The following is a 25,691-nucleotide window of genomic DNA, read 5'->3' on the forward strand; positions in this document are numbered from 1 at the left end:
CAGAAGTGGATCTTGATGTGTCGAGATCCACTTCGTGGGAAGGCATGATCTGACGAATGCTCAGTGGGCGAAGCTGGAGCCTCTGCTCCCGGTCGGGAAGAAGCCTGGGCGGTTCGCCGGTGCACACCAAGCGGCAGCTGATAGACGGCATACGCTGGCGCACCCGCGCTGGTGCTCCGTGGCGGGACGTGCCCGAGCGGTACGGCCCGTGGGAGACGGTCTATGGCCTGTTCCGGCGTTGGCAGCGGGACGGCACCTGGCACCGCATCGTCGAGCAGTTGCAGGCCCGGGCCGACGCCGAGGGTCTGATCACCTGGGATGTCTCGGTGGACTCGACCATCGCCCGCGCCCACCAGTATGCGGCGGGAGCCCGTAAAAGGGGGATCTGCAGGTCGAACCGCCAGGCGGTGTCTTCACCGAGCCCGACGACCACGGGCTCTGACGCTCCCGGGGCGGGCTGACCACCAAGCTCCACCTGGCGGTCGAGCAGGCCCAGAAGCCGATGTCACTGGCGATCACGGCAGGGCAACGTGGTGATTCCCCGCAGTTCCAGGCGGTCCTGGGGCGTATCAGGGTGCCCATGCTCGGGCCGGGCCGCCCGCGCACCCGGCCGGACAAGGTTCGCGCCGACAAGGCGTACGGCTCCCGCGCGAACCGCGCCTACCTGCGCAAGCGGGGTATCCGCTGCACGATTCCGGAGAAGCGCGACCAGATCGCCAACCGCAAGAAGCGCGGCTCCCACGGTGGCCGGCCGCCGAAGTTCGACAAGGCCGACTACAAAGAGCGCCACGCGGTGGAGTGCGGAATCAATCGCCTCAAGCGACACCGCGCAGTCGCCACGAGATACGACAAACTCGCCGTCCGCTACGAGGCGACCGTACTGGTTGCAGCCATCAACGAGTGGCTGTGACCAGCACTTTCGAAACGCACCCGGCCGGGGGTGCTTGTGGTCGGCGATCCGCCGGGTGTCCGGGTTCACGGCGACGGAGCGGCGGCAGATAGGGCAGGTGATACGCGGCCATGCGGACATGGCCCCAGGATGGCGTACGGCACCGACAAGGGCCTTCCCGACTGGGAGCAAGCAGTCCGCTCTCCAGGGGACTTGGCCAAAGGTTGCCCCGCCTTCCCGGGGGGGTATGCATGAAGGTCCAGCAGGGGCCCGGTGGCGCCGCGGCCCGGAGCAGACCGAAAAACCAGGGGGCTTGCACATGGCACTGCGACGAGGCCGGAAAGGCGATCTGGGGCTCGAAGCCGTGTCGCTGATCGAACTCGCCCTGCCGGAGCCCGATGGGCGAAAGCTACTGATCGACCGGCACGGAGAGGCCGTCACCGCGATCGGCGATGCTCTGCGTACGTCGCTGGACAACCCTTCCAGGCTGCAAGGCTGGATGACGCAGTACGCCTTCGAGGCCGTGGTGGTTGCCCTCGGCGCCGTTCGCCTCATCAAGACTGAGGACTCGGGGTTGTTCTACTTCGATGAAGCGGGCGGCGAGCTCCAGCCGCCTGACTTCCGCATCGTCCTGCCCGACGGGACGCACCTTCTGGTCGAGGTCAAGAACGTAGCTCCGAACAAGAACCCCCTGGAGACCAGGGTGCGGGCCAAGGACATGGCCGCGGCACAGGCTTACGCCCAGGCCACGGGCGGCCGTCTGCTCTACGCCCATTTCTGGAGCGGCGGGGGCTTGTGGACGCTGGTCGACCCGTCCGCCTTCAATCTCGTCGGGAGCCACCAGCGCCTCTCGCTCCTCGACGCGATCAAGGTTAGCGAGATGCACCTACTGGGGGATGGAATGCTCGCGACCGAGCCGCCCCTCACCTTCTCGGTGATCATGGACCGGGACAAGGAGCGGGTCGTGGAGCGGCTTGGGGACGGTGAAGAGAACCGCGCATTCACCATCGGCGGGGTGGAGATGCTGAGCGCTGGCCAGATCATCACCGATCCCGACGAGAAGAACCTGGCCTGGTTCCTGATGCTGCACGGCGACTGGCCGCAGAAGCAGGAGTCCCAATTCGACGAGCAGGGACGGCTTGTGCGACTGGACTTCGTCTCGGAGCCGGAGCTTCCGGACGAGGAGGCGGCCCGTCATATCGAGGAGCAGGGCTTCGCGTTCTTCGGGTACCTCAGTAAGCTCTACACACAGCGGTTCCTCGACGCCATCACCACGGACGAGGGCAAGATCCTCGCGCTGCGCGAGGAGCCCGAGCCGGCGCTTCTCGCCAAGCTGGTCCCGGACGACTATTGGGAGCGTGATCACGTTCTCAAGACCTGGCGCTTCCGTATGTACCCGCAGGGCACTTCCCCCGCAGACGTCTTCGGGGGTCGCTGAGACGTGAAGAAGATCCCCTGCAGACCCGGCAAGCCGGTTGGACACTACGAGGGCCGAGCGTTCCCATCAGCGAGAGGAGTACTAGGCGAGCCCGACTCCGACGGCAATCCCGTGACCAGCCGTCGGCACGATGCTGATGCCTAGCCTGTGCGATCTCTACAAGCTGGTGCCAGGTTGCAGATGAGGAAGGCACCACGGGTACTTGTCGCCTCGCCGGGTGACGGGGGAGCGCGAGGGGAGCGCGGATGCCTTTGGACAGTGCATCACCGAGCCTGAGCAGCGGGACGGCGACATGTGCTCTGATCTGGGAAAACGGGATCTCGCACGATGGCGTGGCACGGGGCGTCGTGATCCCTAGTGGGCTTGTAATGCGTAGGTCGTCGGTTCGAATCCGACAGGGGGCTCCGGAGAAGGCCAGGTCACATATCCCGTGACCTGGCCTTTCGTTGGCACAGGGTCAGGTCGCGGTGCAGTTGACGCGGACCGGGGCCGCGGCGGCGTGGCGGTTGTCGGCGCCGTTGCCGCGGTTGTCGAGGACGACGGAGATCTTGTTGCCCGTGATCGGGAAGGTGCCGGCGGCGACCCACTGACCCAGGTGGGAGGGCTGGTTGATCTCGAAGGAGCCGATCTGGTTGCTCGACGTCTGGGTGAAGGCGCCGTAGACGGTGTAGTGGCCCGGAGTGCCGCCGACGTACGAGAGGTCGTGGACGTTGGGGATGTACACCTGGACCGAGCAGTTGCCCTTCTTCACGTCGCCGCTCGTGAACTTCCACTGTGCCCAGATGCCGTCCGAGCGTGAACTGCCGGACATCGGCAGGCTGTAGTAGAAGCCGCTGCAGCCGTAGGACGTGGTGCTTCCCCGGCTGCCGCGCCAGCCCTCGTTCCCGTCGGTGTAGTAGTCCCCGGTGGCGAAGCCGGGGGTGTTGCAGCCGGGGCCGATGAGGTGCGAGTACGTGGCGGCCGGGGCGGGGGCGGGGGCGGCCGGGGCGTTCGCGGGCTTGTCCTTGGCGGGTGTGTCGTTCGCGGGGGCCTGCTTGCTCTCCGCGGAGGGCGGGGTGTCCTTCGGGGTGCCGGGCTTGGTGCCCTTGTCCTCGCCGCTGGTGCCGGACTCGTGTATGCCGCCGAGCGGGCCGGTGCTGTGCTCCGGCCCGGTGCCGGGTCCGGGGCCCTTGCCGGAGTGCTCGTCCTTGGCCTTGGCCACGCCCGGGGCGGAGATGTGCTGTTCGCCGGGGACGAGTCCGGGGCCGGAACCGTCGGGGTTCATCGAGCTGCCGACCGGTGCGTCGGCGGCCTTGGGTCGCGGCTTGTCGTCGGGGCCGGAGATGAGGAAGGGCAGCCCGATGAGGACCAGCCCGCAGAGCATGGCGGCGGCGATCACCGGCTTCTTCGGCCGCCCCAGGGGCAGGACGGTGGTGAGCCCCCCGGAGGTCCCGGAGCGCGTCGCGGTGGCGAGACGGGCCTCGGCCGCCGACTCGGACGCGGTACGGGTCTGGGTCCGGGTTTCGGAGGCGGTCCCGGCCGGAGCGGCAGCGTTCCCGGTGGTGGTCGCTTCGGCCGTCTCGGCGGTGGCCGCCGCGGTTTCGCCGCTCGGGACCGTTGTGGCCGTGGTGTGCGGCTCCTTTTCCGCCGCGGGGTCCGTGCCCTCCTTCGTGCCTTCTTCCGCCGCCGGTTCGGCGGGTGCGGAGGCCACGGCGGTGGCTGTCGCCGCACCGGAGACCGAGGTGCCCGTGCTCGTGCTCGTGGAAGCGGCGGTGGTGGAAGTGGCGGTCTCAGGGAACAGGCCGGTGGACGGCTCCTCGGTCAGGGCGGCGAGTGCCGCCGCGCGTCGCACCGAGGAGCCTGCGGTGCTTTCGCCTGCCGGGGTGGACTCTTTGCTTGCCATGGCTGGTCTGCCTTTCTGGGCGGGAGGAAGAGTTCTGCGGGGGCGCCGCTCAGCGCACCGGTGGGGCGAGGTGGAACGGCCCGGTGCACCGGTCCGGCCAGGGAACCGCCCCGGCCGCCCCCGGGCGGCGGGCGGCGCTGTCCAGCCGTTCCACGGCTTCTGGGGACGGTTCCCGGAACCGGCCGGTCCCGGTGGGCAGTTCGGCCAGCAGGACCCGGGCGGGTACGTCGCCCTCCGCCTCGTGACGGGCCAGGACCGTGAAAGCGGCCCCGGTACCGAAGAGCGCCCGCACACCGTTTCCGTCACGGAAGAGCACCGAGGTGCGCCGGGCGGTCACGGGCCGGATGACGTAACGAACGTGGGACAGGGGCGGCAAGGGCGCGTTCTGTGCCTCCAGGTGGACGACGTCCAGGGGCGCGTCGCACTCCAGCACCGCGCCCGGCACCACCTCGTCCGGGACGGCCGGTTGTGCCACGGCGCGCACCAGGGTGCCCCGCAGGGCGGGCAGGCGCTGCAGTCCGGACGCCAGGCAGGCCGCGTACGGGCGCAGCGCCTCGCCGTTCTCGGCGAGGGCACGAGCCCCGAAGGGGTCCTCAGGGGAGGAGGAGAGGTACAGGTGGACGGCGATCAGATCGGCCCGTGCGGCCTCCTCACCGGTTCCGCGCAGTGCGGGCAGCCGGATGAGCGCCTGGCTCACGGGTCCGCTGTGCTTCTCCCAGACCTCGGCGGCCAGTTCCCGGAACGCCCGGCGATCCGGCTCGCCGCTGAAGCTTTCGGGCGCGCGGTGGCGCCGGACGGGGGCCGGGGCCGGGGTGGCGGGGGGCCTGGCCTGGACCGGGGGGCTGGGGGGCTTGGTCCGGGACGGGGCGTTGGGTGCCGGAGTCGGCAGGCCGCTGGGGGCGGGCACCGGGGGTGGCGGGGTGGCGCCCGTCACCCCCGGCGGTGGGGTGGCGGGGGTGGCCGGGGTGGCGGGTGTCCCGGTGGTGGTCGTGGGCGGGGTCTCGGGCTCTTCCCGCTGGGCCGGGGCGGACCTGTCGGAGCCTGCCGTGGCGTTCCGCTGCCCGCCCGGTACGGGCCCCGCCGTGCCGAGGCGTGCCCCGAAGGCGCCTCCGCCCCCGCCCCCGGCTCCTGTTACGGCCGGTCGGCCCTCGGTGCGTGATGTGCCCCGGCCCGTTTCCGGTTCGGGGGTATTTCCCGGGCGGGCGGGGGTGAGTGGTGCCGTGGGTTCTGCTGCGGGGAGGCGGCCTTCGGTACGTGGTTTGTCCGGGCCCGTCTCCGCGGTGGGGTTCACCGCCGCCGCGGACTCCGTTGAGACCGCCCCGCCTTCGGCGTGCGGGGCCGCGCCTTCGCTTGTCCGGGCCGTTGCCGCAGGGGCCTCTTCCGCCTCGGGCTCCGCAGCCGAGCCCCCTCCGGTCGTCGGGCCGGATTCCGTTACGGGCGTGCCCGGGTGAGGCGTCGCCGTTTCGGCCCGCGTAGCGGTGGCCTCGGCGGGCCGGGTGCCCACCTCCCCGGACGACGACGGGGCGTTCCCGGACGACGACGGGGCGTTCCTCCGCTGAGGTGCGGCCGCCAGCGTCAGCCCTGTACGGACCGCGAATCGTCGCAGTCCGGCGACGGCCTCGGGCTCCGTACCGTCGGAGACGGCGAGTTCCGCGTGGGTACGTGCCGCAGCGTCGAGACCGGCGAGAAGCGTGGACAAGTCCTTCAGGTGCCGCTCACGTGCCGTTTTCCCGGTCAGGCAGTCCGGGGCGATCTCCACCCGCAGGGCGCGGGACTCGGCGGCCCGGTCCCGTACCTCGGGGGGCGGTTCGGGGGTGGTGCCGAGCCAGAGCCCGGAGCGCACCGCCACGGCCCAGGCACCGGACGGCAGCCGCAGGCTCGCCGGTTCCGCCCCCGGGGTGCCCGCCGTGCCGGGGAGCGTCCAGGCGGTGGGGCGAGGGGTGGGGCGGGAACCGTCGTCCCCGGTGGGGGAGCACACCAGGGCGGTCAGCGGTGCGGACCAGGTGAACTCGCCCTCGGGAGAGACCAGTCGTACGGATTCGCCCTCGTCCCCGGTGGCGGCGACCGGGAGCCCCAGGCTCACTTCGATCTCCGTACCGAGGAGGTCGCACACCTCCTCGGCCAGGGCGACCGCCTCACGGCCGTCGGCCGGGACGAGCCGCAGGGAGCGGCGGGGCTCGACGGGCAGGCCGGCCAGGAGAGTTGCCAGGTCCTCCGCCGCGACCGGCTTCGCGCGCGGGGCGCCGAGCAGCACACTCAGCCGTTCGGGGTGCACGGCGACCGCGTATGCGGGCCCGTCGGGTCGTGGCGCGGCGGCGTCCGCCGGATACAGGGCCAGTCCTGCGGGGACGGCACGGACCACGCTCTCCCCGATCGGTCCCAGGGGGACCCGGGTCAGGGCGCGTTGCCAGCGTGGGGCGGGCAGGCGGGCGCCCAGCGCCTCGGGGGCCGCCCCCGGGGCGAAACGCCACCAGCCGCCGCCGGGGGTGGCGGGTTCGGTGACGTGGAGCAGGCCGCCGGGGGTGAGGACGGCGGGGGCGTCGGGGGCTTCCAGGGTCACCTCCCAGGCGTCGGCGAGGCGTTGGGCCAGCGGTCCGGCCTCGCCGGCCGGGGCGGCGGACCCGGACAGCACCAGCCGGACGGAGAGGGGTTCCTCCTCGCGCAACCGGGCCAGCAGCGTGCCCAGTTCCTCGCCGAGGTTGTCGGCGGCCGTCCGGGGCACGTCGACCACGACGACGGGCCGCCGGGGGTCGGCGGGCAGCTCCTGTACGAGTTCACGGACCGGGGAGTCCGGCACGGCTGAGGAACGCAGCAGGTAGCGGTGGGGGAACTCGTCCCGCACGGTGCGCGGCGACGCCTCCCGTGCCGCACCGGCGGCACAGTCGCCCGCCTCCTCGGCGGGCGCGGTGTCGCGGCGGCGGAACCGACGCATCATCCGCTCGGATATGCCACCCGAGGCCCGCCCCGCCCGTCCGTCGTCACCCTGTCGCACTGGCCCTCCCCTGTCTGGTCGCCCCGATTCGATCATGAAGAGCGCCTCGTGCGGGAGCGTGGTTCTCCGGCATCGCGGGTGAGCTGCCCGAAGCGGATTCGGTGAGGGCTGAGTGAGCTTTGTCGGCGGAGGGCCTCGGGAAGGTGCGGGGTATGCCGTCGGGACCCGTCAGGAGGAGGGGCCGGCCGGGGCCGTCGGTGTGCAGGTCGAGCAAGAAGGCCGCGGTGGCGCCGAGTTCGGTGCACGACGAAGCGTCCTTCGGGACGGTCCGGGCTACGCCGTGCTCCGCGTCCACCTCCATGGTGGCGCTGAACGGTTGCGTCCGGCCGGTGGTCAGGCGGACGAAGAGATCACTGACGGCCGCGCCCGGCAAGTCGAACCGACCTGTCAGGTCCTGCGTCTGCGGCACCGGCCGGGACCGGGGAAGCCGTGCGGGGAAACCCGGCGGGCACACGGGAGAGCCGGTCGGGCGGTGGCCCGACGCCCGCCCGGATCCAGCGGCGCGGGTGGCCGGGCACGGTACGCGACGGGGCACAGGCGGATCTCCTTGCTGTCCAGCGGAACGTCCGCCCCGTCGACGAGGAGGCTCGACTCCGGGGAATAGGGGAGTGGGGTGGGATTCTTCATCGACGACGCGGTGAATCCGGGATCGTAGGGCTGCCGTGGTCGAGGAGGTTGTTGTCATGAGCCGGTATATTCGCTTGACCGGCACTGCGGTGAGGGTGCTTCTCGGTAGGGCCAGGCAATCCGAATCATCGGTGTCTTTCGTTACGATCACCCCTTCCTTCCGTGAAGGTGTCGTAGATATGCTTCATAGCGAGCCCGAAGAGATCCGTCCTCAAATTCTTCGCTTTCTCCGTCTGCGCCTTGTTCGTCGGGGTGGGCGTCATCTCCGAAGTAAGGGCTGTTCACCTCTGTCCGAAGGCGCTCCAGGCCACCCAAGGTCACTTCCCCGAAGTGCGGATTGTCCAGCAAGGTGGACAAATTGTCGATATCAACACCTTCTGAGTTGATTTCCTCGTAGATTTCCAGAAGCTTCTCTATTTCCGGTGCGCTCATCCTGGAAAGCTTATTTTTGTCTACATGCAAAAGTTCTTCCCAGCCCATGCGGAATTCTTCGAAGCCGCCAGTGAAATGCTTCCCTATCCGCTGCTTCAGCGTTTCGCCGGGAGAGGTGGCGAGGCGTCCGATGTTCTCATTCCCGATGTGCCTGTCGTATGCGCTGTCGAAGAGTTTCCCGGAAAGTCCGGAAATGTCTTCGGCGGTCTCCTTGTCGATGTGGAATCTGGACATCTCGTTGACGAGCGCAAGCCAATGATCTTCGGTGAGGCTGGCTGCTTCCTCGCCTTTTCCTATGAAGGTTTGCACTCTTTTCGCGAAATCTCTCTGGTTCCGGGCTTCGTGGCCGGACTTCCCGAGGATAATGCGCCCGATGTGGCCCGGGCTCAGCCCGATGATATCGGAAAACTCTATGTTCGATATTGGAATTCCGCGCACTCCTCCCTGTGTGGAGAAATTGATGAGCATTTCTTTCAGCTTCTCTCGGTCGCCCGACAGATGGGTGGCCCTGATCAAGCTCCTCTCGCCTTCGTCCAGGGCGCGGACGGCCTGCCTTCCTCCGCTTGCCCTGTCGCTGCCTCGGCCGATCCTTCCGGCGTCCGGACCCAGGTACTCGTGCCGTTCACGTTTCACGGAGCGATAGCGTTTGGCTCCATTCTCGGTGGAAACCTCGATGTCACTGTCGGAGTCGGTTCTGTATCCGTGTTTTCCTCCGTCCGAGGATGGAATCCGGATCTCAAGGCCGTTGTTCTCGATTACCGTGGTGCCGTCGGACGGAGGTCTCACCCCGGAACTCGCGGGTGTGCTCATCGGGTTGGTCGGTGTCGGATCGCCCGTCTCGTTCTCTGTCGACTCGACCATGTGCTGGAGATACTGTGCGTACTCCGGACTGTTGGCAACATGGGGTTGGTGATCCAGGAGATTCTGCACGGCCGACTTCCAGAAATGGCCGTGATTGGGATTGAAGGACAAGCTGCTGAATCCGAGAGCATCGCGGTAGTACCTCAGTGCGGCCGCACAGCCGGCGCACGGCCGGTACCTGCCCTGGACGATGAAGGATCGCCCCGCGACCTCCGAGGGTTTGATGTCGGCCTTGTGCAGGGCCAGAAGCAGCTTCTGCTCGGCATGTACCGAACGAGGTTTCTCCGGCCCCCCTTTTTCCGTGGGGCCGACGCGGATCATGATCACCTTGCCCTCGTATTCCTTGGCGGTGAGCACCTCTCGCAGGTTGTCGGCGTCCGTGCCGACGAACTCGATCGTCCTGCCGACCGCGTCGCGCAAGATGTCGGCAGTGGCGTCGTCCTCCATGCCGCGCTGATTGTCCAGGATTGCCTGAACCTTCTCCGTGGCGCGGTCCATTCGCTTGAGTTCTTCGGATTGCTTCCCGGCCGTGAGGGGCTTGGGCCGCTGCTTCAGCAGTCCTTGCAGCGAGGTGTCCCGGCTTCCTTTCAGGTGTTCCCGGAGGGCGTCTGCGGATTCGTTGAAGTTCGATGCGAAAAGTAGCCTGCCATTGATCAGCATGGACTGTGTCTCGCGGTCGTTCTGAACCGTTCCCGACGTCTTCTCCGCTTGCTCCTCCTGGGCATCAGTCATGATTTTGTGCAGCAGAAAAGAAAGATGGGAGAGGGTTTGCTCGGATCGCTCGTTCTCCATGGAGCGGGGGAAGCGCAGACGGGTTTCGCTCGTCACCCAGCCGAGGGTGCTGCCACCGTGGACGGCGACAATCGGGCTTTCTGTCACGTGGGAGCTGATGGAGTCCGCCGGATTCTTCTTGCGCTCCTTGCCCTTCCCCGCATCCGATTCGCTCGCCGGGGTCTCCTGATCCCCCTGGTGTCCGAGGTCCTCCAGATCCCCCTCGTACCCGGGGTCCTCCCGATCGTCCTGGTTCAACTGATGTTGGTGTTCCCTCAGTCGCTCCAGCTCTTCTGCGTCGTCCTCTCTGGCACGGGGCTTCTTCTGGTTGCTCGGCCCTGGAGTGTCGTCGTCTTCTTCGCCAACACGCCTTTTCTGGCTTGATCCGGGGACGCCGTCCTGGTCCGGCGCCTTGCTGGAGGGGCGGTGCGGTGTCTCACCGGGGGTGAGGCGCGTGGACGTCTCGGCTGGTTGGTTCTCGTTGTGCACGGGGGGCTCGGCCAGTTGGGACTCGTTGTGCACGGGGATGACGACGGTGTCGCTGACGTCCTCGATCGTCCTGAGGTAGTCAACGGGCAGTTCGCGCAGGCCGTCCGAGTCGAGGACGGCCATCAGCCCTTCCTCGTGGACTCCGGTGAGGCGTGGGTCGCGGCGGAACAGATGCGGGTCGCCGGTGGCCAGCCCGGTGACGTCCCGGTATTCGTCGGCGAGTCCGAGGTAGTGGAGGAGTTCATGGACGAGGGTGGCGTCGCTGTGCTCGAGGTCCCAGTGGAGTTGGTCCGCCCGGCCGGGCAGCAGGTTATGGGTGAGGGTGATCGCCTCACCGTGGCCAGGGGCATGCACGAACTCCGCGGTGACGCGGAGCTGGTCGCCGGAGCGCGGGAGCGCGTAGCCCCGGTTCAGGTGCGTGTCCAGGAGGCTCTGCACACGGGTCCGGAGGGCGTCGAGATCCGAGTGATCCAGATGGTCGGCGAGCTCGAAGGGCAGGGTGACGAAGAAGTGACGAACGGTGCGACCGTCGGCGAGGCGTTCGCGTCGCACGTGGTTGCGGATCAGCGTCTCGGAGCCGTTGAGCAGGCCGGGGCGTCGGTCGTTCTGCCGCAGGGCCGGATCGAAGCGTTCGGTGTGCACCGCGGCCGTCTCGGTGTTCCGGAACGGCCGCAACTCCGCCGCGGAGACGAGCGCGTCGACCAGCTTGCCCAGAACCCGGGGGCGGATGGGGCGGTCGGGCAGAGTGCCGCGTCCCGCCGCCGGCCACGGGGTCTCGTCGGTACGCCGCTGGGGCTGAGGCGGCAGTGGTGGCGGTGGCGGGGGCATGGGGTTGAGGAGTTGGTAAGCGAGCGCGGAGAGGCTGGTGTTCGGGGCAGGGGGCGGCGTTTCGGTCGTGTTCGTGAAGTCGGCCGACGGGGCGGCGGTGGAGACCGTGAAGGCTACACGTGCGTTCGGGTCCGGTCCGGCCGTCTCCGAGTCGCCGACCGGTGCTGGAGCCTCGGCGGCGTCCACACTCCCGTCGTCGGAGGACGAGTGCGCCGACGTGGTCGGGATCGACGGGGAGAACGGGCCGGCGGAGGTCTGGCGGCTCCTCACGGGTGGGGTGCGGTCGTCGGTCCCGCCCGGGGCGAGGTGGTCCGAGGATTCGTTCTGGGTGGTGTTCTCGGCTGCGGTGTTCTGCGGGAACGCCACGACCGGGGGGCGCGGCAGCACCGAGGGGCGGTTCAGGGGCTGGGAGGAGACCGACTCCCCTCGCGGGCCGCCGGGGCCGCCCAGGGGCCTGACGTTTCCGGTGTTCTCGGCGGACACCGCGGCTCCGCTGTTCTCGCCGGTGACGACCAGGTAGTGGATGCCGTCGTCGCTGTGCACGGCGAGTTCCACGGGGGACCCGATGGCGGTGGCGACGGCGACGGCACGAGTCTCGGCGGCCGCCAACTGCGCCGGACTGTCCTGCGGCCCGAGCGCCAGCCAGAGTTGTGGCATCGGACGGTTCTCGTCCTGCTGTCCGTCGGGCTGTTCGCCGGCCTTCTTCGCCAGGTAGGAAGTGATCGCCTCGATCAGGTCGGCATCGGGATGTCGGCCGTTGTCGCTGCCGGCTGTTGCCGCTGTGTCTGTCGTGTCCGTCGTAGTCGTTGCGTTTGTTGTGTTTGGCGTGGCCGTTGTCGTGGTGGGCGTGGTGGTGAGTGGCGGCAGGTCCCAGACGCCGTCGCCCGGGGGCAGGATGCCGAGCCCTCGCAGATCGATGTCGGAGACCCGCAGTATCGCGGTGCCGGTGACGTAGCGGACCGCCCCGTCGGGTTTGGTGACGGTGGTGATCGTGTCGACCTCGACCTCGTGCGTCTGCAGGCCGTTCGTGGCCGTGGGCAGCCCCGCCGTGCCGATCTTCGTCCAGCGGCGTCCGCCGGCCGAGACACCGCCGCCCTGGCCCTGGGGCACCGACTGGTACTGGAAGGGCGTGGCGGAGGCGCCGAGCGTGTGCTCACCCTTGCTGTCGACGGTGTGGTTCACGCCGAGGGAGAAGGCGGACGAACGCGAGACGGAGGAGGTCGCGGTGGTGCCGGAACCGGTCTGCCGCACCCGGTCGATGGTGACTCCGCGACTGCTCCCGATGATTTTCGGCCGCAGCAGCTGCGTGGTCATCGTCACCGAGGTCTTGCCGTCGGCGCGAGGCGCGGAACCGCCGAACCCCGCTGCCTGACGCAGCGAGTCGACCGTGATCTCCCCGCCGTGCAGCAGCTCTGTCAGCCGCGCTGCCGCCGCCTCGTCGCTCGTGCCGCTGGTGAGGGTGGCGCCCTTCGCGAGTTCGGGGGCCACCTCGTGGACCGCTTTCAGAAGCTCCTGGTGGTGGGTGATCTCGTAGACGGTCTCCGTACCGGTGGGCCGCACCGGCACCGCGGTCAGCAGCCCGTTCTCGGTGTTCCTCGGGTCGGTCTCCCGCACGCCCTTGGCCAGACGGTCGGCCTCGGCGGGTGCCTCGCCCGTGACCAGGGGATTCTCGTCCCTGGCGAAACGGATGGTGACGGCGGCGTCCACGTTGTCGATGGGGTGCGTCTTCCCGTCGATCTCCACCGAGGCCATGAAGGTCCACGCCAGTTGGAACTCCGCGCCCCCATCCGTACGCATCCAGAGGCGGTCCTCCGCGGTGCTCGTGGTGGTGACGGTGTCGGTGAGGGTGGTGGTGTGTGTGGCCGAGGGGGCGAGGGCCAGCTTGTGCTTGCTGTCGTCGATGGTGGGTATGGAGAGGCTGCCGGACGCGGCGGCTCCCCACTTGGTGGTCCGGCTCTGCGTTGCGGTGATGTTGTTGGGCGCGTGCTGGGTGAAGGTCTCCAGCCCGGCCCCCTTCGCGCTCTCGCGCCCTTTCACCTGCAGGAGCTGTTCGGTGCTCCAGCTCGGGCGGCCCGCAAGGTGCACCGTGACGTCCTTGGTGGTCAGGCCGTCGGGGTACGGGAAGGTGAAGCTGAGCGGCTGTTCCCTGCCGCGGCCGGTGAGTGCGGCCATGGCGGCGGGGGAGGTGAAGTCCGCGAGCCGCTGGCGCAGTCCGGGCACGTAGTGCGAGCCGCCGGGGGTGAGGGCGCCGGGTGCGTGGGTCTCCACCAGCTCGGTCAGTCGGCGGTGGTACAGATCGCGCTCGATCCGGGGCTCCGCCGGGGGCACGTTGTCGGTGGCCTCCTGCTCCGGTGCGGCCTGCTCCTGTTCGTTCTCGTTCTCTTCTTGCTGCTGTTCCTGTTCCTGCTGGGTCTGTTCCTGTTGGGTCTGGTCCTGCTCGGTCTGTTCCTGGCCGTCCGGGGATTCCGTCTGCCCCTGGGCGTCAGGATTTGTGGTCTGCGGTGCCGGGTTCGAGCTCGTGGCGCCGGGCGTACCGTCCGTGGTCGCGGGAACGGGCATCGGGCCGCTCAGCGGGGTGACGTCCAGCACGGCCGCCAGGCCGAGGGTTCCGCCCTGTACGAACCGGTACGGCAGCGAGACGTTCTCGGGCATGCCCTCGCCCAGGTTCTGCAGGTCCATCAGGTCGATCAGCCGGCCGTTGTCGCGTCGCAACTGTTCCGGCGTGGCGAGGAACTGCATTCCGCCCTTGATGGTGACCGTCCTGGGAGCGGTGACGCCCCCGGAGTGGGTCACCGGGCCGCCACGTGTCCCGCGCCGCAGCGTCACCTCGTAGGTGACGTCGGCGGCGATACGGACGTGCTTGCCGCTCTCGGAGGGCACGCGCGTCACGGCCGTGGACGCGGCGGCCGTCACCGCCCGGGTGTTGCCGCGGCCGTACACCCCCTTGGCGCCCCCGCCGCCGGACACGGCCTTGCCCTTGCTCTCCTCATCGGGCGCGGGCAGCGGGTCGGCTGCCTTGGCCGCGGCCGCCTCGGCGTCCGCTCGGTGTGCCGTGGACTTCAGGCTGAAGCCTCCGCCCCCTTCGAGGGAGGAGGTGTTGGAGGTCTGGCGGGAGGCGCTGTCGACGAGCCCGAGGTCGATCTCGCCGTACTGGGTGAACTCACCGAGGCTGTGGAGGTTGGACAGCTTGGCGCGGATCTCCACGACGAGTTCGGTGCCGGCGAGGGCGCCCGGCACGAAGAGGTCGTCGATGACGTAGACGCCCTTGACGAGCTGGTGGGCGCGTGCGGACAGGGCCGTGGGGGTGATCTGGGCGTGCAGGGCCTCGCCGAGGGAGATCTCCTCGGACGTCTGGGTGTCGCCGATCAGCGTGTGCCGCACCGTCGTGGCGGCGTTCAGGATGTGCCCGGCCAGGGACTTGGCGCCTTCCACGGCCGAGGTCCACAGGCTGGAGGAAGCGCCGGTGGTCGCCACCGGGACCGGGACCGGGGCCGGACTCTGCGTCTGGTTCACGGTCCGGGACGGGTCGTTGTCGGCGGTGTGGGTCGGCAACACCGGATCGGTGGGGAAATCGCCTGGCATGGGTCCACCCGCCGCGTGGTCCGGTTGTTCGGAGGGCGGTGTTTCCGACGGCGGTGTCTCGGACGACGGTGTTTGGACGGGTGGTGCCTCCTCCAGCATGTCGCTCAGGAGCTTGTGGAGTTCCTTGCTGCCCCGCAGGACGTCGACCAGTGAGCCGTCGGGCAACAGGCCGCCCGGGTCCTGGGCCTCCTTCCGTGCCCGCTCTTCGGCAGTCTGCTGTGCCGCATGATGCTCCTGCGCCTGTTCCTCAGACTGTTCCTGACTCTCTGTCGGTTCCTGCGCCTGTTCCTGGGCCTGTTCCTGCGCCTGTGTCTGTCCCTGCACAGCGGTGGGCAGGGTCCGGCTCGCGGGCAGGGCCACGTCCAGATATGCCTTGGGGTCGGTGCTGGTGCTGGTGCTGGTGCTGGTGCTGGTGCTGGTGTCGGCAGGTGTGAAGTATCCGGAGTCGTACGAGTGCAGCGATTGCCCTCCCGCCCGGATATTCAGGCTGAGCACGGCCGGTACCCGGAAGATCTCGGTGGCCTGGTTGCTCGTCGCGATCAACTGCGAATAGGCGAGCCCGGAGCCGACGGCCAGCGTCTCGGCGTACGACTTCGTTCCCTTGATCTCGCCGGTGGCCGCGCCCCGTACCGGACCGTCTTTGGAACCGCCCAGATCGGCGTTGCCGCCGATCCACCCGGAGGTGGTCTGCGCCGACTGGCTGGTTCCCGGCACCGACAGGCCGGTGATGTTCGGGATGACGACGCCACTGATCGTCCGCCGGTGACTGATGCCGTGGCTGTCGTCGCCGTTGCCGGACGGGGTTTCGGGGCTCAGGTCCAGCTGGAGCGCCACCCGGTCGTTGCCGCCGCCGATGACCGGCTTGTTGAAGTGGATGACGTAGCCGCCGTCGATCATCTCGTCCACTCCGGCCTGGAGGCCGGTCGGCGAGGTCAGCAGCGTCAGCTTGCGCAGGTTCTCCAGACGCGCCTTGACCAGGCGCTCGTCCGTGAGTACGCCCGGCTCACCGGCTTGGGGCAGATATCCGTTCTCCTGCAGCCAGCCGCGGGCGCTCTCCAGCACCGCGCGTACCCCCGCACCGTCGAGGGCCAGCGGAGTCGCGGTCAGCCCGAGGGACTCCAGTGCCGCCACCTCGGCGGGGGGCCGCGGCGCGTTGTCGGGGACGGTGCCGTCGACCGTCTCGGGGCGCAGGGCGCGGATCCACGCATCGGTGGCTGTCTCGCTCGCCCGGCTCGTTGTGTCCGGCCGGACGCTCCCGTCCGCGGCGATGAAGGTCACGTGGTACTTCACCCGTGCCGGGGTCAGCACATGCCCGTTGTTCGCCCGCAGGTTGTACAAGGCGTTGTGGGTGGAGCCGGCGCCGAAACCGCGGTCTTTCTGCCAGCTGCCGCCGGCTTTCACCGCGCTGTTGAGGCCGACGTTGAAGTCCCGCAGCCCAGAGTCCGATTCGGGATCCAGCGCGTTCCAGTTCGCGCCGGCCGAGAACTCGCCGCCCAGGGTGAGGGAGGCCTTGGAGAGGGCGTCCACCTTGATCTGGCGATCCAGGGAACGCTCGAAGTTGAAGCGCTTGTCGACCTCGATGTCCTGGAGGCCGTCGCCCTTGCGCGGTTCCACCTCCGCGACGGTCTTGAACATGCCGAGGGCGTTGCCGTCCGCGTCCAGCAACAGCGGCGAGAGCGTGCCCGAGGCGTCGTTGACGTTCTGGTTGAGTTGCGGAAGCTGCAGGGGGAGGGCACCGAGCTGCTGCTGGGCGCTGAAGAACCGCTCCACCGCGGCCAGCGACTCCGGGGAAAGCTGGTCGAGTTCGGTGCCGAACCGCTGTCTGACATCCCGCAGCAGGACGCCCGGGTCGGACATCGAGTCCAACGCCCACAGCGGCAGCTTGTCCAGGTGCTTGCGGAAGTCCTCGGGGCTGTCGCCGTGGAGGGTTGCGGAGCCCGTGCCGTCGGCGGCGGGCGGCTGGGTGAGGTGCTCGGGGAACCAGGCCGTGACGAGATGATTCGTGGCATCCTGCTCGGCGCCGGAGTCCGGCTGCTCCCCTGTTCCCTCCGTGGTCGGCGCGTCCTCTTCGCTCGGGATGGTGATGGTGGTGGCCGCGGTGTCGTCGCTGAACGTCTGCAAGGGGATGTCGGTGTTCCGCTCACCCTGGCTGTCCGTGTCCGGAAGCGAGGCGGGCGTGAGGTTTCCGTCCGTACTCACAGTCGGCACGGGTGGGGTGCTGACGCTCCACGAGGCCTTGTAGTCGTACGGGGTCGCCGGTTCGCTACTGCGCAGCAGACTGGTCAGGACGACGGACTGGCTGACCGTGGTGGACACGGTGTTGCGGCCCAGCGTCCCGGTGGGGGAGACCGACACGGGGAAGCCGGTGAAGCGGTTCCAGATCGCGGACAGGAACGGAACGGACGTGTCGGTGTGCTTGTTGGCGAAGGTGCCGGCCCAGGAGGGCGCCGTGAGCGTACGCACGGACGTCGTGCCGCCCTGGGAGTTGCTGTCGTAACCGGCTGAGTGCCGTTCCTCGTTGTTGCGCGGTGGTATCCGCCGCCCGTGCCCGTACATGAGGGAGGGGGCCGGGTCGGACAGCCGCAGCCGGACGTCGACCGGGTGGGTGGCGCCGCCGTAGACCAGGTGGATGCGGTGTCCGTCCGGGCTCAGCAGCATGACCCGGTTGTCGTGCAGGGCCTGGGCGCTCAGCAGGGTGGCCAGCTGGCTGTCGACCTCGGCCCGGTGTTCCTCGGCGATCTCCAGGGAGTTGCGGACCTGCTCGTGCAGGGGGTTGACGAGCTCGGGGGCGAGCGGCGAGAACTGCACTCCGCCCGGCAGCCCGCGGCTGTCGGTGCCGAGGTTCCGCACCGTCGCCGAGAGCGGGGCGGGTTCCTGCTGAGTGGTGGACGGCGTGGTGGCCGACTGGGGGTTGACCGGCGTGACCGGGGTGACCGGCGGGATCTGGTCCGGTGTGACCAGGTTCGTGGAGTCGGTCTCCGTGGAGGTGGTGGACTCGTCCTGGGAGACGGGGGAGACGGGGGAGACGGGGGAGACCGGGGAGACCGGGACTTCGGACGTGGAAGTCGTGACCGGGGAAACCGGGGTACCTCCGGGCGGATTCCCCTGCTCTTCGGAGACGTTCTGCTGCTCCTCGACTGTGTTCTGCTGTGCGAGGTCGGTGGGGCGCGGGGCCTGACTGGAGTTCCAGACCAGGGATTCCGGGTCGGTGGCCAGCTTTCCCTGGGTCCGGGTGTCCTCGTACGTGGTCGTGTCCTCGTACGTGGACGTGGACGTGGTGGTGACGTGGGAGCCGGAGTTTTCCTCCGTGGTGGAGGAGTCGGTCTGCTCGGTCGACACCGTCCCGGCCGTGGTGTTGTCGTCCCCCTGGCCGTTGGATTCCCAGGAGTTCGTACCGCTCTCGGTGGCCGGGCGTTGGTTGTCCGCGTTCTCCTCGCCGGTCTGCCGGTTCCCCTCGGTGCCGTTCCCGTTCTCCTGGGAGGGTTCCTCGACCGGGGTGCTCCGGCTCTCGGTGGCGAGGTCGGTCGGCTGATTCGGTGTGTTGTTGTCGCCGCCGTTGCCTGAGGAGGCGGTGGCCGTCTGGTTGTCCTGGGCCTTCTGCTGGGAGGCGTTCGGTGAGGCCGAGTTGTTCGCCGTGTTCGCCGTGTTCGCCGTGTTCGCCGTGTTCGCGGTGCTCGACGTGCTCGATGCGCTCGCCGTGTTGACAGTGTTCGATGTCGTGGTCGGGGCGGAGGTGGTGGCGATCGGCGTCGGGGTTTCCCGGTTGTCGCCCTGACCGGCGCCGGACTCTCCGCCCTCGCCCGCGAGGTACGTCGGATCGTCCGGGGCGTCCAGGTACTGAAGGTCGTCGTCCCCGTCGGCGAACAGCTCGCTCAGGCCGAGATCCGGCATGTCGTCCGTGAGGCTGCCCGCCTCCGGCTCCGGCTCCGCGAAGAGCTTGTCGAGGCCGAGGTCCGGCATGTCGTCGGTGAGCCCCGACTGCCCGCCGCCTCCGCTGTGGCCGAAGTCCGGCGGGTCCATCCCGAGCGAGCCGCGCAGCCCCAGCCCGAGCTTCTCGCCGCCGGTCTCCAGCAGGTGGCCGATGCGCCCCTCGACGATGCCCGACCCGAAGGTGAGCCCGGAGGTCTTGAAGGTGTGCTCGTCCGAGAAGATCAGGTTGTACGTGCCCTCCGAGACCGCCGCGTGGGCGCCCTCGAACAGACCCGTGACGGTGGTGCCCCGCACGGACTGGAGGATGCTCTTGCCCATCGCGTCCGCGGTGCCCTCGGTCAGGACCTTGGTCACCCGGTCGTCGAGCTGCTTGGCGATCGGTTTCAGCGCCTCCCCCAGCGCGTCGGGCAGCTCCTTCCGTCCGGTCGTCATGAGCAGGGTCGACGCCCACTGCCGGCCCGCGTCACGGGCCTCGGCGCCGCCGAAGCGCCGCTCGAAGGCGTCCCCGACGTCCTTGATGAAGTTGCGCGCCGCCTTCTCCGGGTTGGGCCCCGTGGTGTTCGGCAGATGCTTGCGGAAGATGTCGGTCATGTCCTGACCGAAGGACTGCGGCTTGGGAGGGAGGTCCTTGTTGGTGTTCGGCTTCGGGGTGTCACCGGACGGTGTCTTCGCGGGCGGGGGCGTGACGTCGTCGCCCACGTTGTTCTTGGAGGGGGGCGGGGGCGCGATGTCGTCGCCGGTCTTGTTCTTGGGCGGGGGGACGACGTCATCGCCCAGCTTGTTCTTGGGCGGGGGGACGACGTCATCGCCCAGCTTGTTCTTGGGCGGGGGCAGTACGTCGTCGAGCTGCTTGCCGAGTTGCTTGCCGGCGTCGTCGCCGAACATCTTGGAAAGGAGCTTGCCGAACTTCTCGCCCAGCGCGTGGAAGGGACCCGCCAGCAGGCCCTGGATCGCTCCGGAGAGGGCCGCGTTCTTGGTGAGGTCGCCGTCCCACTCGTCGCGGGTGCCCTGGTTCAGCTGGGTCCACTGGACGAGACCGTCCATGGCCACACCCATGCCCACGTTGATGATCTCGTGCATGAGCAGCGTGAGGAGCATCCGCCCCAGCCGCGTACGGATGATCAGCCGCACGATGGCCTGCTTCTGCAGGTACGCCGCGATGGACGCGCCGAAGAAGAAGGACAGCGCCATCGCCACCGCTGCCTCGACCAGCAGCTCCACCAGCTGGGCGATGATCATGTACTTGGTGTACTGGAGCTGGGTGGCGCTCTTGCGGGTGAAGCCGGCAATCAGCTCCGCCTGCTCGGTGACGGAGTTGAAGTAGTCGAGCCCCTGCTGGCCGCCGAGGAAGGACTTCATCGCCTCCTGGTACATCTCGGCGGCGGTGCCCTCGAAGTTCTTCCTGGTGTAGCCGAGGGCGTCGGCCACCTGTTTCTGGATGTCGCCGTTCAGTTTCCCGTGCAGCCCTTTGTGCGCCTCGGCGAGCGCGAACATCTTGTCCTCGTCGCCGTCCGGCGGGACCTCACCGGTCAGGGCCGCGAACAGCCACGCGCACTCGGGGGGAAAGTGCAGGGACATGGCTGCTCAGTGCTTCTTCGTCGTACTGGTGTTGACGTGGTCGATCACGCCCTCCTGTGTCTTCTTGAACTTGTTGGAGGTGTCGCCGAGGCTCTGCCCGCTGGACTCGAGCGCCTTGACCAGCGCCTCGGTCCCGTCCACGACGAGGCCGAGACCCTGGTAGTACTTCTTGGCGAAGGTCTCGCCGAACTCCCCGGTGCCCCAGCAGCCGCGGTAGCTGGTGATCTTGTCCATGTACTCGTCGCGGGCGACCTTGAGTACCTCGCTCACGTCCTTCACGGCCTCACCGCTGCGGTTGAGGCCCTCGGTGTCGACGTCGAGTTCGCTCATCGGTCCGTCCTTCCCTTCCCGGTGCCGGTCCCGCTCTCCTCGTCGTCCACCAGCTCGTCCAGCAGAGCCCCGCCGGAGGTGGCGGTGGAGCGGGAGGGCGGTACGACCAGGTCCGTGTCCTCCCGCAGCGGGGCGAACAGTTCATCCCACTCGACGGGCGCGAACCCGCCCTCGGCGTCCGGGGACATTCCCGGGACGGGTCCGAACGGCCGGTAAATGTCCAGCAGTTGGGCAGCCGCCTGGGAGCGTGCGGCGGCGATGGTGCTCATCACCGCGCTCGCCAGCTCGGCGGGGGCCATCGTGCGGTACCGCGAGGTGGGGAAGCGCAGGTTCGTCACCTCGCCCTGCGCCCCTACGGTCGCCTCCACCGAACGGTCCTTGGCCGTGACCGTCGCGGATATCCGGGACGCCTCCGCCGCGGCCGTGTCCAGCCGCGTCCGCGTCTCCTCGAACTCGGCCAGCGCCTCCGCCAGCCGCTCTTCCAGGGGATTGCTCATCGTCCCGCTCCTCCTTGTTCGCGCACACCACGACCCCGGCGGGAGACCGGCCTCTGCCGGCCGTACCCGGTACCCGCACCCCCGTACACCGGGCTCACCGCCCGATCACGCCGACGACCCCGCCCTCGTCGGTGCCCCAGACGTCTTCGTCCTCGCTGACCCAGGTGGCGCGCTCGCGCTCGTCGCTCTGGGTGTTCTGGCCACCGGCGCCGCCCATGCCACCGCCCATCGGAGGCATCATCGGCATCCCGCCGGAGCTGGTCGCCGGACGGCGCATCGCGGCCGACTCCTCGGCGGCGAGCTGGGCGGCACGACCGCGGGCGGCCGCCGACTCGTTGATCGCGGACATGCGGGTGCGCTCGCCGGGCAGGGCACCGCCGGCACTCGCGCCGCCGGGCGGGGTGAGGCTCTGCCCCAGGGGGTTGGCGGCCAGCGGGGGCGGTGCGGAGGAACCGCCCGAGCCGTAGCCGTCGTAGCCACTGCCGGTCAGGGACGTGTTCAGCTTCTTGTAGTCGTCCGGGTAGTCGTAGTAGTCGAAGTTGCCGAAGCCGCCCGAGGACTTGTTGCCGCCGAGGCCGGTCGGGCCTCCCGTGACCTTGAGCGTGCGGCCGTCGGCGTCGGTGGTGACCGTCCGCCCGTCCGGGTAGCTGATCTTGTGGCCACCGTCCTTGAACTTCTGGTCCACCGTGCCGTCCGGATACTTCGTGGTCGTGGAGCCGTCCGCGTTGTGCTTGGTCTCCGCGCCCGCGTTCCCGCCGAGGGGGTTCAGGTGCTCGGTCTTCTTGTCGCCGTCCGGGTCGGTGGTGGTGTAGGTGCCGTCCGGCCCGAGCTTGGTGGAGGTGCCGTCCTTGTACGTGGTGACGACCGTGCCGTCCTTGTCCACCTTGGCCACCGAACCGTCGGCGTACTCGATGGTCGAGGTGTTCTTGCCCAGGTGCGAGACCGTCTTGGTGCCGTCCGGGTCGACCGTGGTGACCGTTCCGTTGGAACTCACCGTGGTCCTGGTGCCGTTGGCGTGCACCGTGGTGGTCGAGCCGTCCTTGTTGAAGGTCGTGGTCGAGCCGTCCGGGTTGTGGACGGTCTGCCCCGGCGCCGGATGGGAGACGGTCTTGTTGCCGTCGGAGTCGGTCGTGGTCAGCGTCCCGTCGGCGGCGCGGGTCTGGGTGGAACCGTCCTTGTACTGCGTGACGGTGCTGCCGTCCGCGCGGATCGTGGTCCTGGTGCCGTCCGGGTACGTGACCGTCTCGCTGCCGTCCTTGTGCAGCACGGTGGTGGAGCCGTCCGGGTTGACGGTGGTCGTCGTACCGTCGCGGCCGATGGTGGTGGTGGTCCCGTCCTTGTGCGTGATGGTGCGGGAGCCGTCCTGGTTGTACGTGGTGGTGGAGCCGTCCGGGCCCTTGGTGGTCTTGAGCGGGACGGAGGTGTTCGGGCCCGTGCCCAGGCCGAGGCCGGACCCGTTCAGCCCGAGCCCGGGCGGGGGTGATCCCGGAGGACTCTTCTCCTGGTGTCCGTCCGGGAAGGTCGTGGTGTACGAACCGTCGGGGTTGCGCACGGTGGTGGAGCCGTCCGGGTTGTGGACGGCGCCGTCGAGGCCGGTGCCGCCGCCGGGGCCGTTGAGACCCAGGGTGGGCGGGGGGACCACGTCCTTCAGGCTGGGCGGCGTCTGGTTGTCGTTCAGACCGGGGGGCGTCTGGTTGTCGTCCAGACCGCCACCGAGGCTGTTCGGATCGAGCTTCGGCGGCGGTGTCGTCTGGTCGTCGTCGCCACCGAGCTTCGTGTCCAGCTCGTTCTTCTTGTCCTCAAGGTCCTTCTGCTGTTGTTCCTGGTCTTCTTGCAGCTGCCTCGTCTGGTCCTCGGTGTACTTGGTCTTCAGATCGGTGAAGCCGGGATTGAACGCGAAGGCGCTGTTGGACTTGGAAATGGTCAGCAAAGCTTCATTGAGATTACCGGCGACCGTGGTGGCGGCATCATCCAGCGTCTTCAGGCCCTTGCACCACTCCACATAGGCCTGCTGCGCAAGTTTATGCCAGGCCTCTTCGGTCCGCAGGTCGCCGTAACTATTGCCGTTCTCCTCGTAGTAGATGGAGAAGGTCTCATTGGGGTAGTATGAGTTGATTTTTTTATGGATATTGGTGATGTTGCGCGTGTTCAGGTATGAGACGACCTCGTCTATCTTTTTTGCGAGAACGATGGTGGGCAGCCACATGTCACCCTTCAGCCATGTGTCCCAGGCGTCGTGCAGGTCCGTCGCCGCTTTATTGATCGCTGTTGCCGCTTGGCTGAGGTTCTCGCCCACCAGGGAGTCCGGCGTATAGTCCAGAAAGGGTGTTTCTCCTGCGGAGGAGCCGGTCGAACTCCCGGAGGGGGCCAGGGACTCCGCAAGGTCCTTATAGCCCAGATTCAGGCCGTCAATAAGGGAGCGGAAGACATCCGCCCCGGTGCCTTGCCAGGATGCATCGTCCTCTCCGAGGCTCTTGTGCCACTGTTCGAGCTTCGGTCCATGATCCTTGAAAAATGTCCGTACCAGATCGAAAGATTTGGCTGTGGTGATGAGGGAATTCAAATCTACGGAGTCTTCCTTTTTCACCACCTTTCCTCCCGCGTATTGGCCGCCCCAACCCGTGGTGGAGTGAAAATTCTTGAGCTGGTCAAGCGCTTCTGCATATCCGTAGTCGAATGCTGAAGCGACCCCCCCGGTCTTGAATCCGTCATCCCCCCAAGGCACGTTCAGGGTGATTTTGTAATACTGCTTGATGGCCTTCTCGGTGGAGCCGGGGTAATCGTAGAAACGGACAACCATGGAAGTGCCGAAATTGCCCTCCTTTGTTTCTCCTGTTATTTGGAAGATGTTTATCACTTCGGTCTTGACCTGCAGCCAGCCGTATCCTTCCGCACTTCCGTCGGCTGTGCTGCCTATTTTCCCCACGTCTTCGCGTGTTCCGCCTGCGAAACCGGTGAGTTGACCGGCGATGTATTCCCATCTGACCGGGGCGTTCTCTGCTGGCATGGCGGAATGGGGGCCTTTCGGAAGGGGCGGGACGTATTGTGATGCGTGTCAGGTTCCGGTGTTGGTCCCCTGCGGCTTGGGGCTGAGGTCCTTGTCTATTTGCTTCCAGTCGTTCAGGAGGTCCTGTCCCTTGATGTCGTCGAGCGTTCCCTGCTGGGTTTCCGCCATGTCCTTGATGGTGGCCAGCAGAGCTTTCTTTATGTCGCCGAAAAGGGTTCCCTGATCTTCTATGATCCCGTTCAGTGAGGTCGCGCTGTCGCTGATGTACTTCATGAAGGCGACCGCGCTGATCGGAGTCTTCATGTCTTCGTCGCTCACCGCCAGTTTGCCGAGCTGGGGGCCTTCGGCGAAGTACACGCCCTTTTGGGTCAAGGCGCTGGAGAGGCGGAGCATCGTCCACAGACCCGCGGGAATTTTATCCGTCTTCTGCAAGTTGCCCAGTGCATCGATGAAAGCCTGGATCCCATTGGTCCCATCGTTGACGAATTTCTTCAGATGGTCCTCGTCGAGATGGGAAAGATCGATACCTTCGGCCATGGTCTCTCTCTCGAACGGCGGGGCGGGGTGGTGGGGACGTCCCAGCGCCACCGGTCGTTGCCGGTGGCGCTGTCGGCGGCAGGTCAGATGCGCACGTTGGACCACTGGTCGGCGCTGCGGTTCTCGTGCTTCCGGTAGATCTCGCTGATCTGGTTCAGCAGGGCGCTGTGGCTCTGGAGAATGGTGCCGAGGCCCTCCGAGGCCCGGTTCCACTCGTTCTGCTTCTGCCCGTACACGGAGGCGTCAGCACCCTGCCAGGCTCCGCGGAGGCCGGCCAGTTCCTCGTTGAGCGCGGTGACGGTGTTCTGGATCGCCTTCGTCTGCATCCGCATGTCCTCTGCGGCGCGGTCGACATGCTGGTACTCGACGTGAATGACACCGTCGGTCTTGTTGGCGTAGAAGTCGGGCATGAAAGCTCCTCGAACGGCAGACGGATGGGAGAGGTGACGAAGGCGGTCGGCTCAGGAAGTGAACCCGGCTCAGGGGTTGAGCTTGTTCTCGGTGCCCTGGGAGATGCTGGAGCGCTTGGCCGCCTGGATGAAGTCGTTGATCTCGGCCTGGGTGCGCGACTGCGCCTGCCCGGTCTCGGTCAGCGTCTGCATCATCTCGCCCATGCTCCGGGTGATCACGTCCACCTGGCCGCTCCACTCGTTGAGCAGGCTCTGAAACGCCGTGCCGTCCGCGCCGCCGTAGGCCCTGATGAGGCCGTCCATCACGGTCTTCACGTCGTTCTGGGCCCTCGTCACTCCCTCCTTGGCCTGGGAGAGGGCGTTGTAGCCGCGCTGGTTCTCACTCTGGTCCGAAGTCTGGGTGTTACCGGGAGGCGGCGGAGTCGCCATGGTGGGTTCCTTGTCTGACGCGCGGCAATGAGAACTGACGAGAGGGGAGAGTCGAACACTCGTCTAGATAAAGCCTGATGCTAAAGAGACCTGTGTGACCCATGCAACGTTCTGTGAGTCATTTGAGGTTCTTCTGATGTTCGAACCCGGAAGCAGGGGCCACGACATGGGGAAAGATGCCG

Annotated in this window: 10 protein-coding genes and 1 pseudogene; 2 read left to right on the top strand and 9 right to left on the bottom strand. The window is 68.0% G+C overall.

The genetic code is table 11. The features are described 5' to 3' along the window. Positions 1-34 precede the first annotated feature (34 nt). Positions 35-910, top strand: a pseudogene (locus OH735_RS20565) (IS5 family transposase). Between the two features lie 298 nt (positions 911-1,208). Then, positions 1,209-2,327 (top strand): hypothetical protein, encoded by a 1,119-nt coding sequence (locus OH735_RS20570; RefSeq protein ID WP_406382971.1) that lies wholly within the window; start codon positions 1,209-1,211, stop codon positions 2,325-2,327. A gap of 457 nt (positions 2,328-2,784) precedes the next feature. Here the strand turns inward: OH735_RS20570 and OH735_RS20575 are convergent, their stop codons facing one another. The 9 genes from OH735_RS20575 to OH735_RS20615 all read right to left on the bottom strand — a co-directional run bounded on the left by OH735_RS20575 (position 2,785) and on the right by OH735_RS20615 (position 25,509). Then, a complete protein-coding gene (locus tag OH735_RS20575; RefSeq protein ID WP_406382972.1) occupies positions 2,785-4,209 on the bottom strand; it encodes a hypothetical protein in 1,425 nt (474 codons plus the stop codon). Between the two features lie 49 nt (positions 4,210-4,258). Then, positions 4,259-7,201 carry a hypothetical protein gene (locus OH735_RS20580; protein WP_406382973.1) on the bottom strand — a complete coding sequence of 981 codons (2,943 nt, stop codon included), beginning with the start codon at positions 7,199-7,201 and terminating at the stop codon, positions 4,259-4,261. A 774-nt stretch (positions 7,202-7,975) separates the two neighbouring features. Next, positions 7,976-20,299, bottom strand: a complete 12,324-nt coding sequence (locus tag OH735_RS20585; protein ID WP_406382974.1) for a hypothetical protein — start codon at positions 20,297-20,299, stop codon at positions 7,976-7,978. 6 nt (positions 20,300-20,305) lie between these two features. Beyond that, on the bottom strand, positions 20,306-20,629 hold the full coding sequence (locus tag OH735_RS20590; RefSeq protein ID WP_406382975.1) for a hypothetical protein: 324 nt from the start codon (positions 20,627-20,629) through the stop codon (positions 20,306-20,308). Further along, a complete protein-coding gene (locus OH735_RS20595) occupies positions 20,626-21,126 on the bottom strand; it encodes a YbaB/EbfC family nucleoid-associated protein (protein ID WP_406382976.1) in 501 nt (166 codons plus the stop codon). The genes OH735_RS20590 and OH735_RS20595 overlap by 4 nt, the downstream gene beginning before the upstream one ends. A 94-nt stretch (positions 21,127-21,220) precedes the next feature. After that, on the bottom strand, positions 21,221-24,133 hold the full coding sequence (locus tag OH735_RS20600) for an AAWKG family protein (RefSeq protein ID WP_406382977.1): 2,913 nt from the start codon (positions 24,131-24,133) through the stop codon (positions 21,221-21,223). A 48-nt stretch (positions 24,134-24,181) separates the two neighbouring features. Next, a complete protein-coding gene (locus OH735_RS20605; RefSeq protein ID WP_406382978.1) occupies positions 24,182-24,670 on the bottom strand; it encodes a type VII secretion system-associated protein in 489 nt (162 codons plus the stop codon). A gap of 83 nt (positions 24,671-24,753) precedes the next feature. Beyond that, positions 24,754-25,080: a WXG100 family type VII secretion target gene (locus OH735_RS20610; protein WP_362195029.1), complete on the bottom strand. Its 327-nt coding sequence runs from the start codon at positions 25,078-25,080 to the stop codon at positions 24,754-24,756. 69 nt (positions 25,081-25,149) lie between these two features. Further along, the gene (locus tag OH735_RS20615; protein ID WP_389991173.1) at positions 25,150-25,509 is read right to left on the bottom strand and encodes a WXG100 family type VII secretion target; all 360 of its coding nucleotides are present in this window, start codon (positions 25,507-25,509) and stop codon (positions 25,150-25,152) included. Between the last annotated feature and the right edge of the window lie 182 nt (positions 25,510-25,691).

The organism is Streptomyces sp. NBC_01618, assembly GCF_045209435.1.
Classification (GTDB): Bacteria; Actinomycetota; Actinomycetes; order Streptomycetales; family Streptomycetaceae; genus Streptomyces.

What these genes read in the sequence shown, in the direction of transcription:
- OH735_RS20585 (WP_406382974.1), bottom strand. Translation starts at nt 20,299, where the DNA reads ATGTCCCTGCACTTTCCCCCCGAGTGCGCGTGGCTGTTCGCGGCCCTG.
- OH735_RS20610 (WP_362195029.1), bottom strand. Translation starts at nt 25,080, where the DNA reads ATGCCCGACTTCTACGCCAACAAGACCGACGGTGTCATTCACGTCGAG.
- OH735_RS20575 (WP_406382972.1), bottom strand. Translation starts at nt 4,209, where the DNA reads ATGGCAAGCAAAGAGTCCACCCCGGCAGGCGAAAGCACCGCAGGCTCC.
- OH735_RS20590 (WP_406382975.1), bottom strand. Translation starts at nt 20,629, where the DNA reads ATGAGCGAACTCGACGTCGACACCGAGGGCCTCAACCGCAGCGGTGAG.
- OH735_RS20595 (WP_406382976.1), bottom strand. Translation starts at nt 21,126, where the DNA reads ATGAGCAATCCCCTGGAAGAGCGGCTGGCGGAGGCGCTGGCCGAGTTC.
- OH735_RS20570 (WP_406382971.1), top strand. Translation starts at nt 1,209, where the DNA reads ATGGCACTGCGACGAGGCCGGAAAGGCGATCTGGGGCTCGAAGCCGTG.
- OH735_RS20600 (WP_406382977.1), bottom strand. Translation starts at nt 24,133, where the DNA reads ATGCCAGCAGAGAACGCCCCGGTCAGATGGGAATACATCGCCGGTCAA.
- OH735_RS20605 (WP_406382978.1), bottom strand. Translation starts at nt 24,670, where the DNA reads ATGGCCGAAGGTATCGATCTTTCCCATCTCGACGAGGACCATCTGAAG.
- OH735_RS20615 (WP_389991173.1), bottom strand. Translation starts at nt 25,509, where the DNA reads ATGGCGACTCCGCCGCCTCCCGGTAACACCCAGACTTCGGACCAGAGT.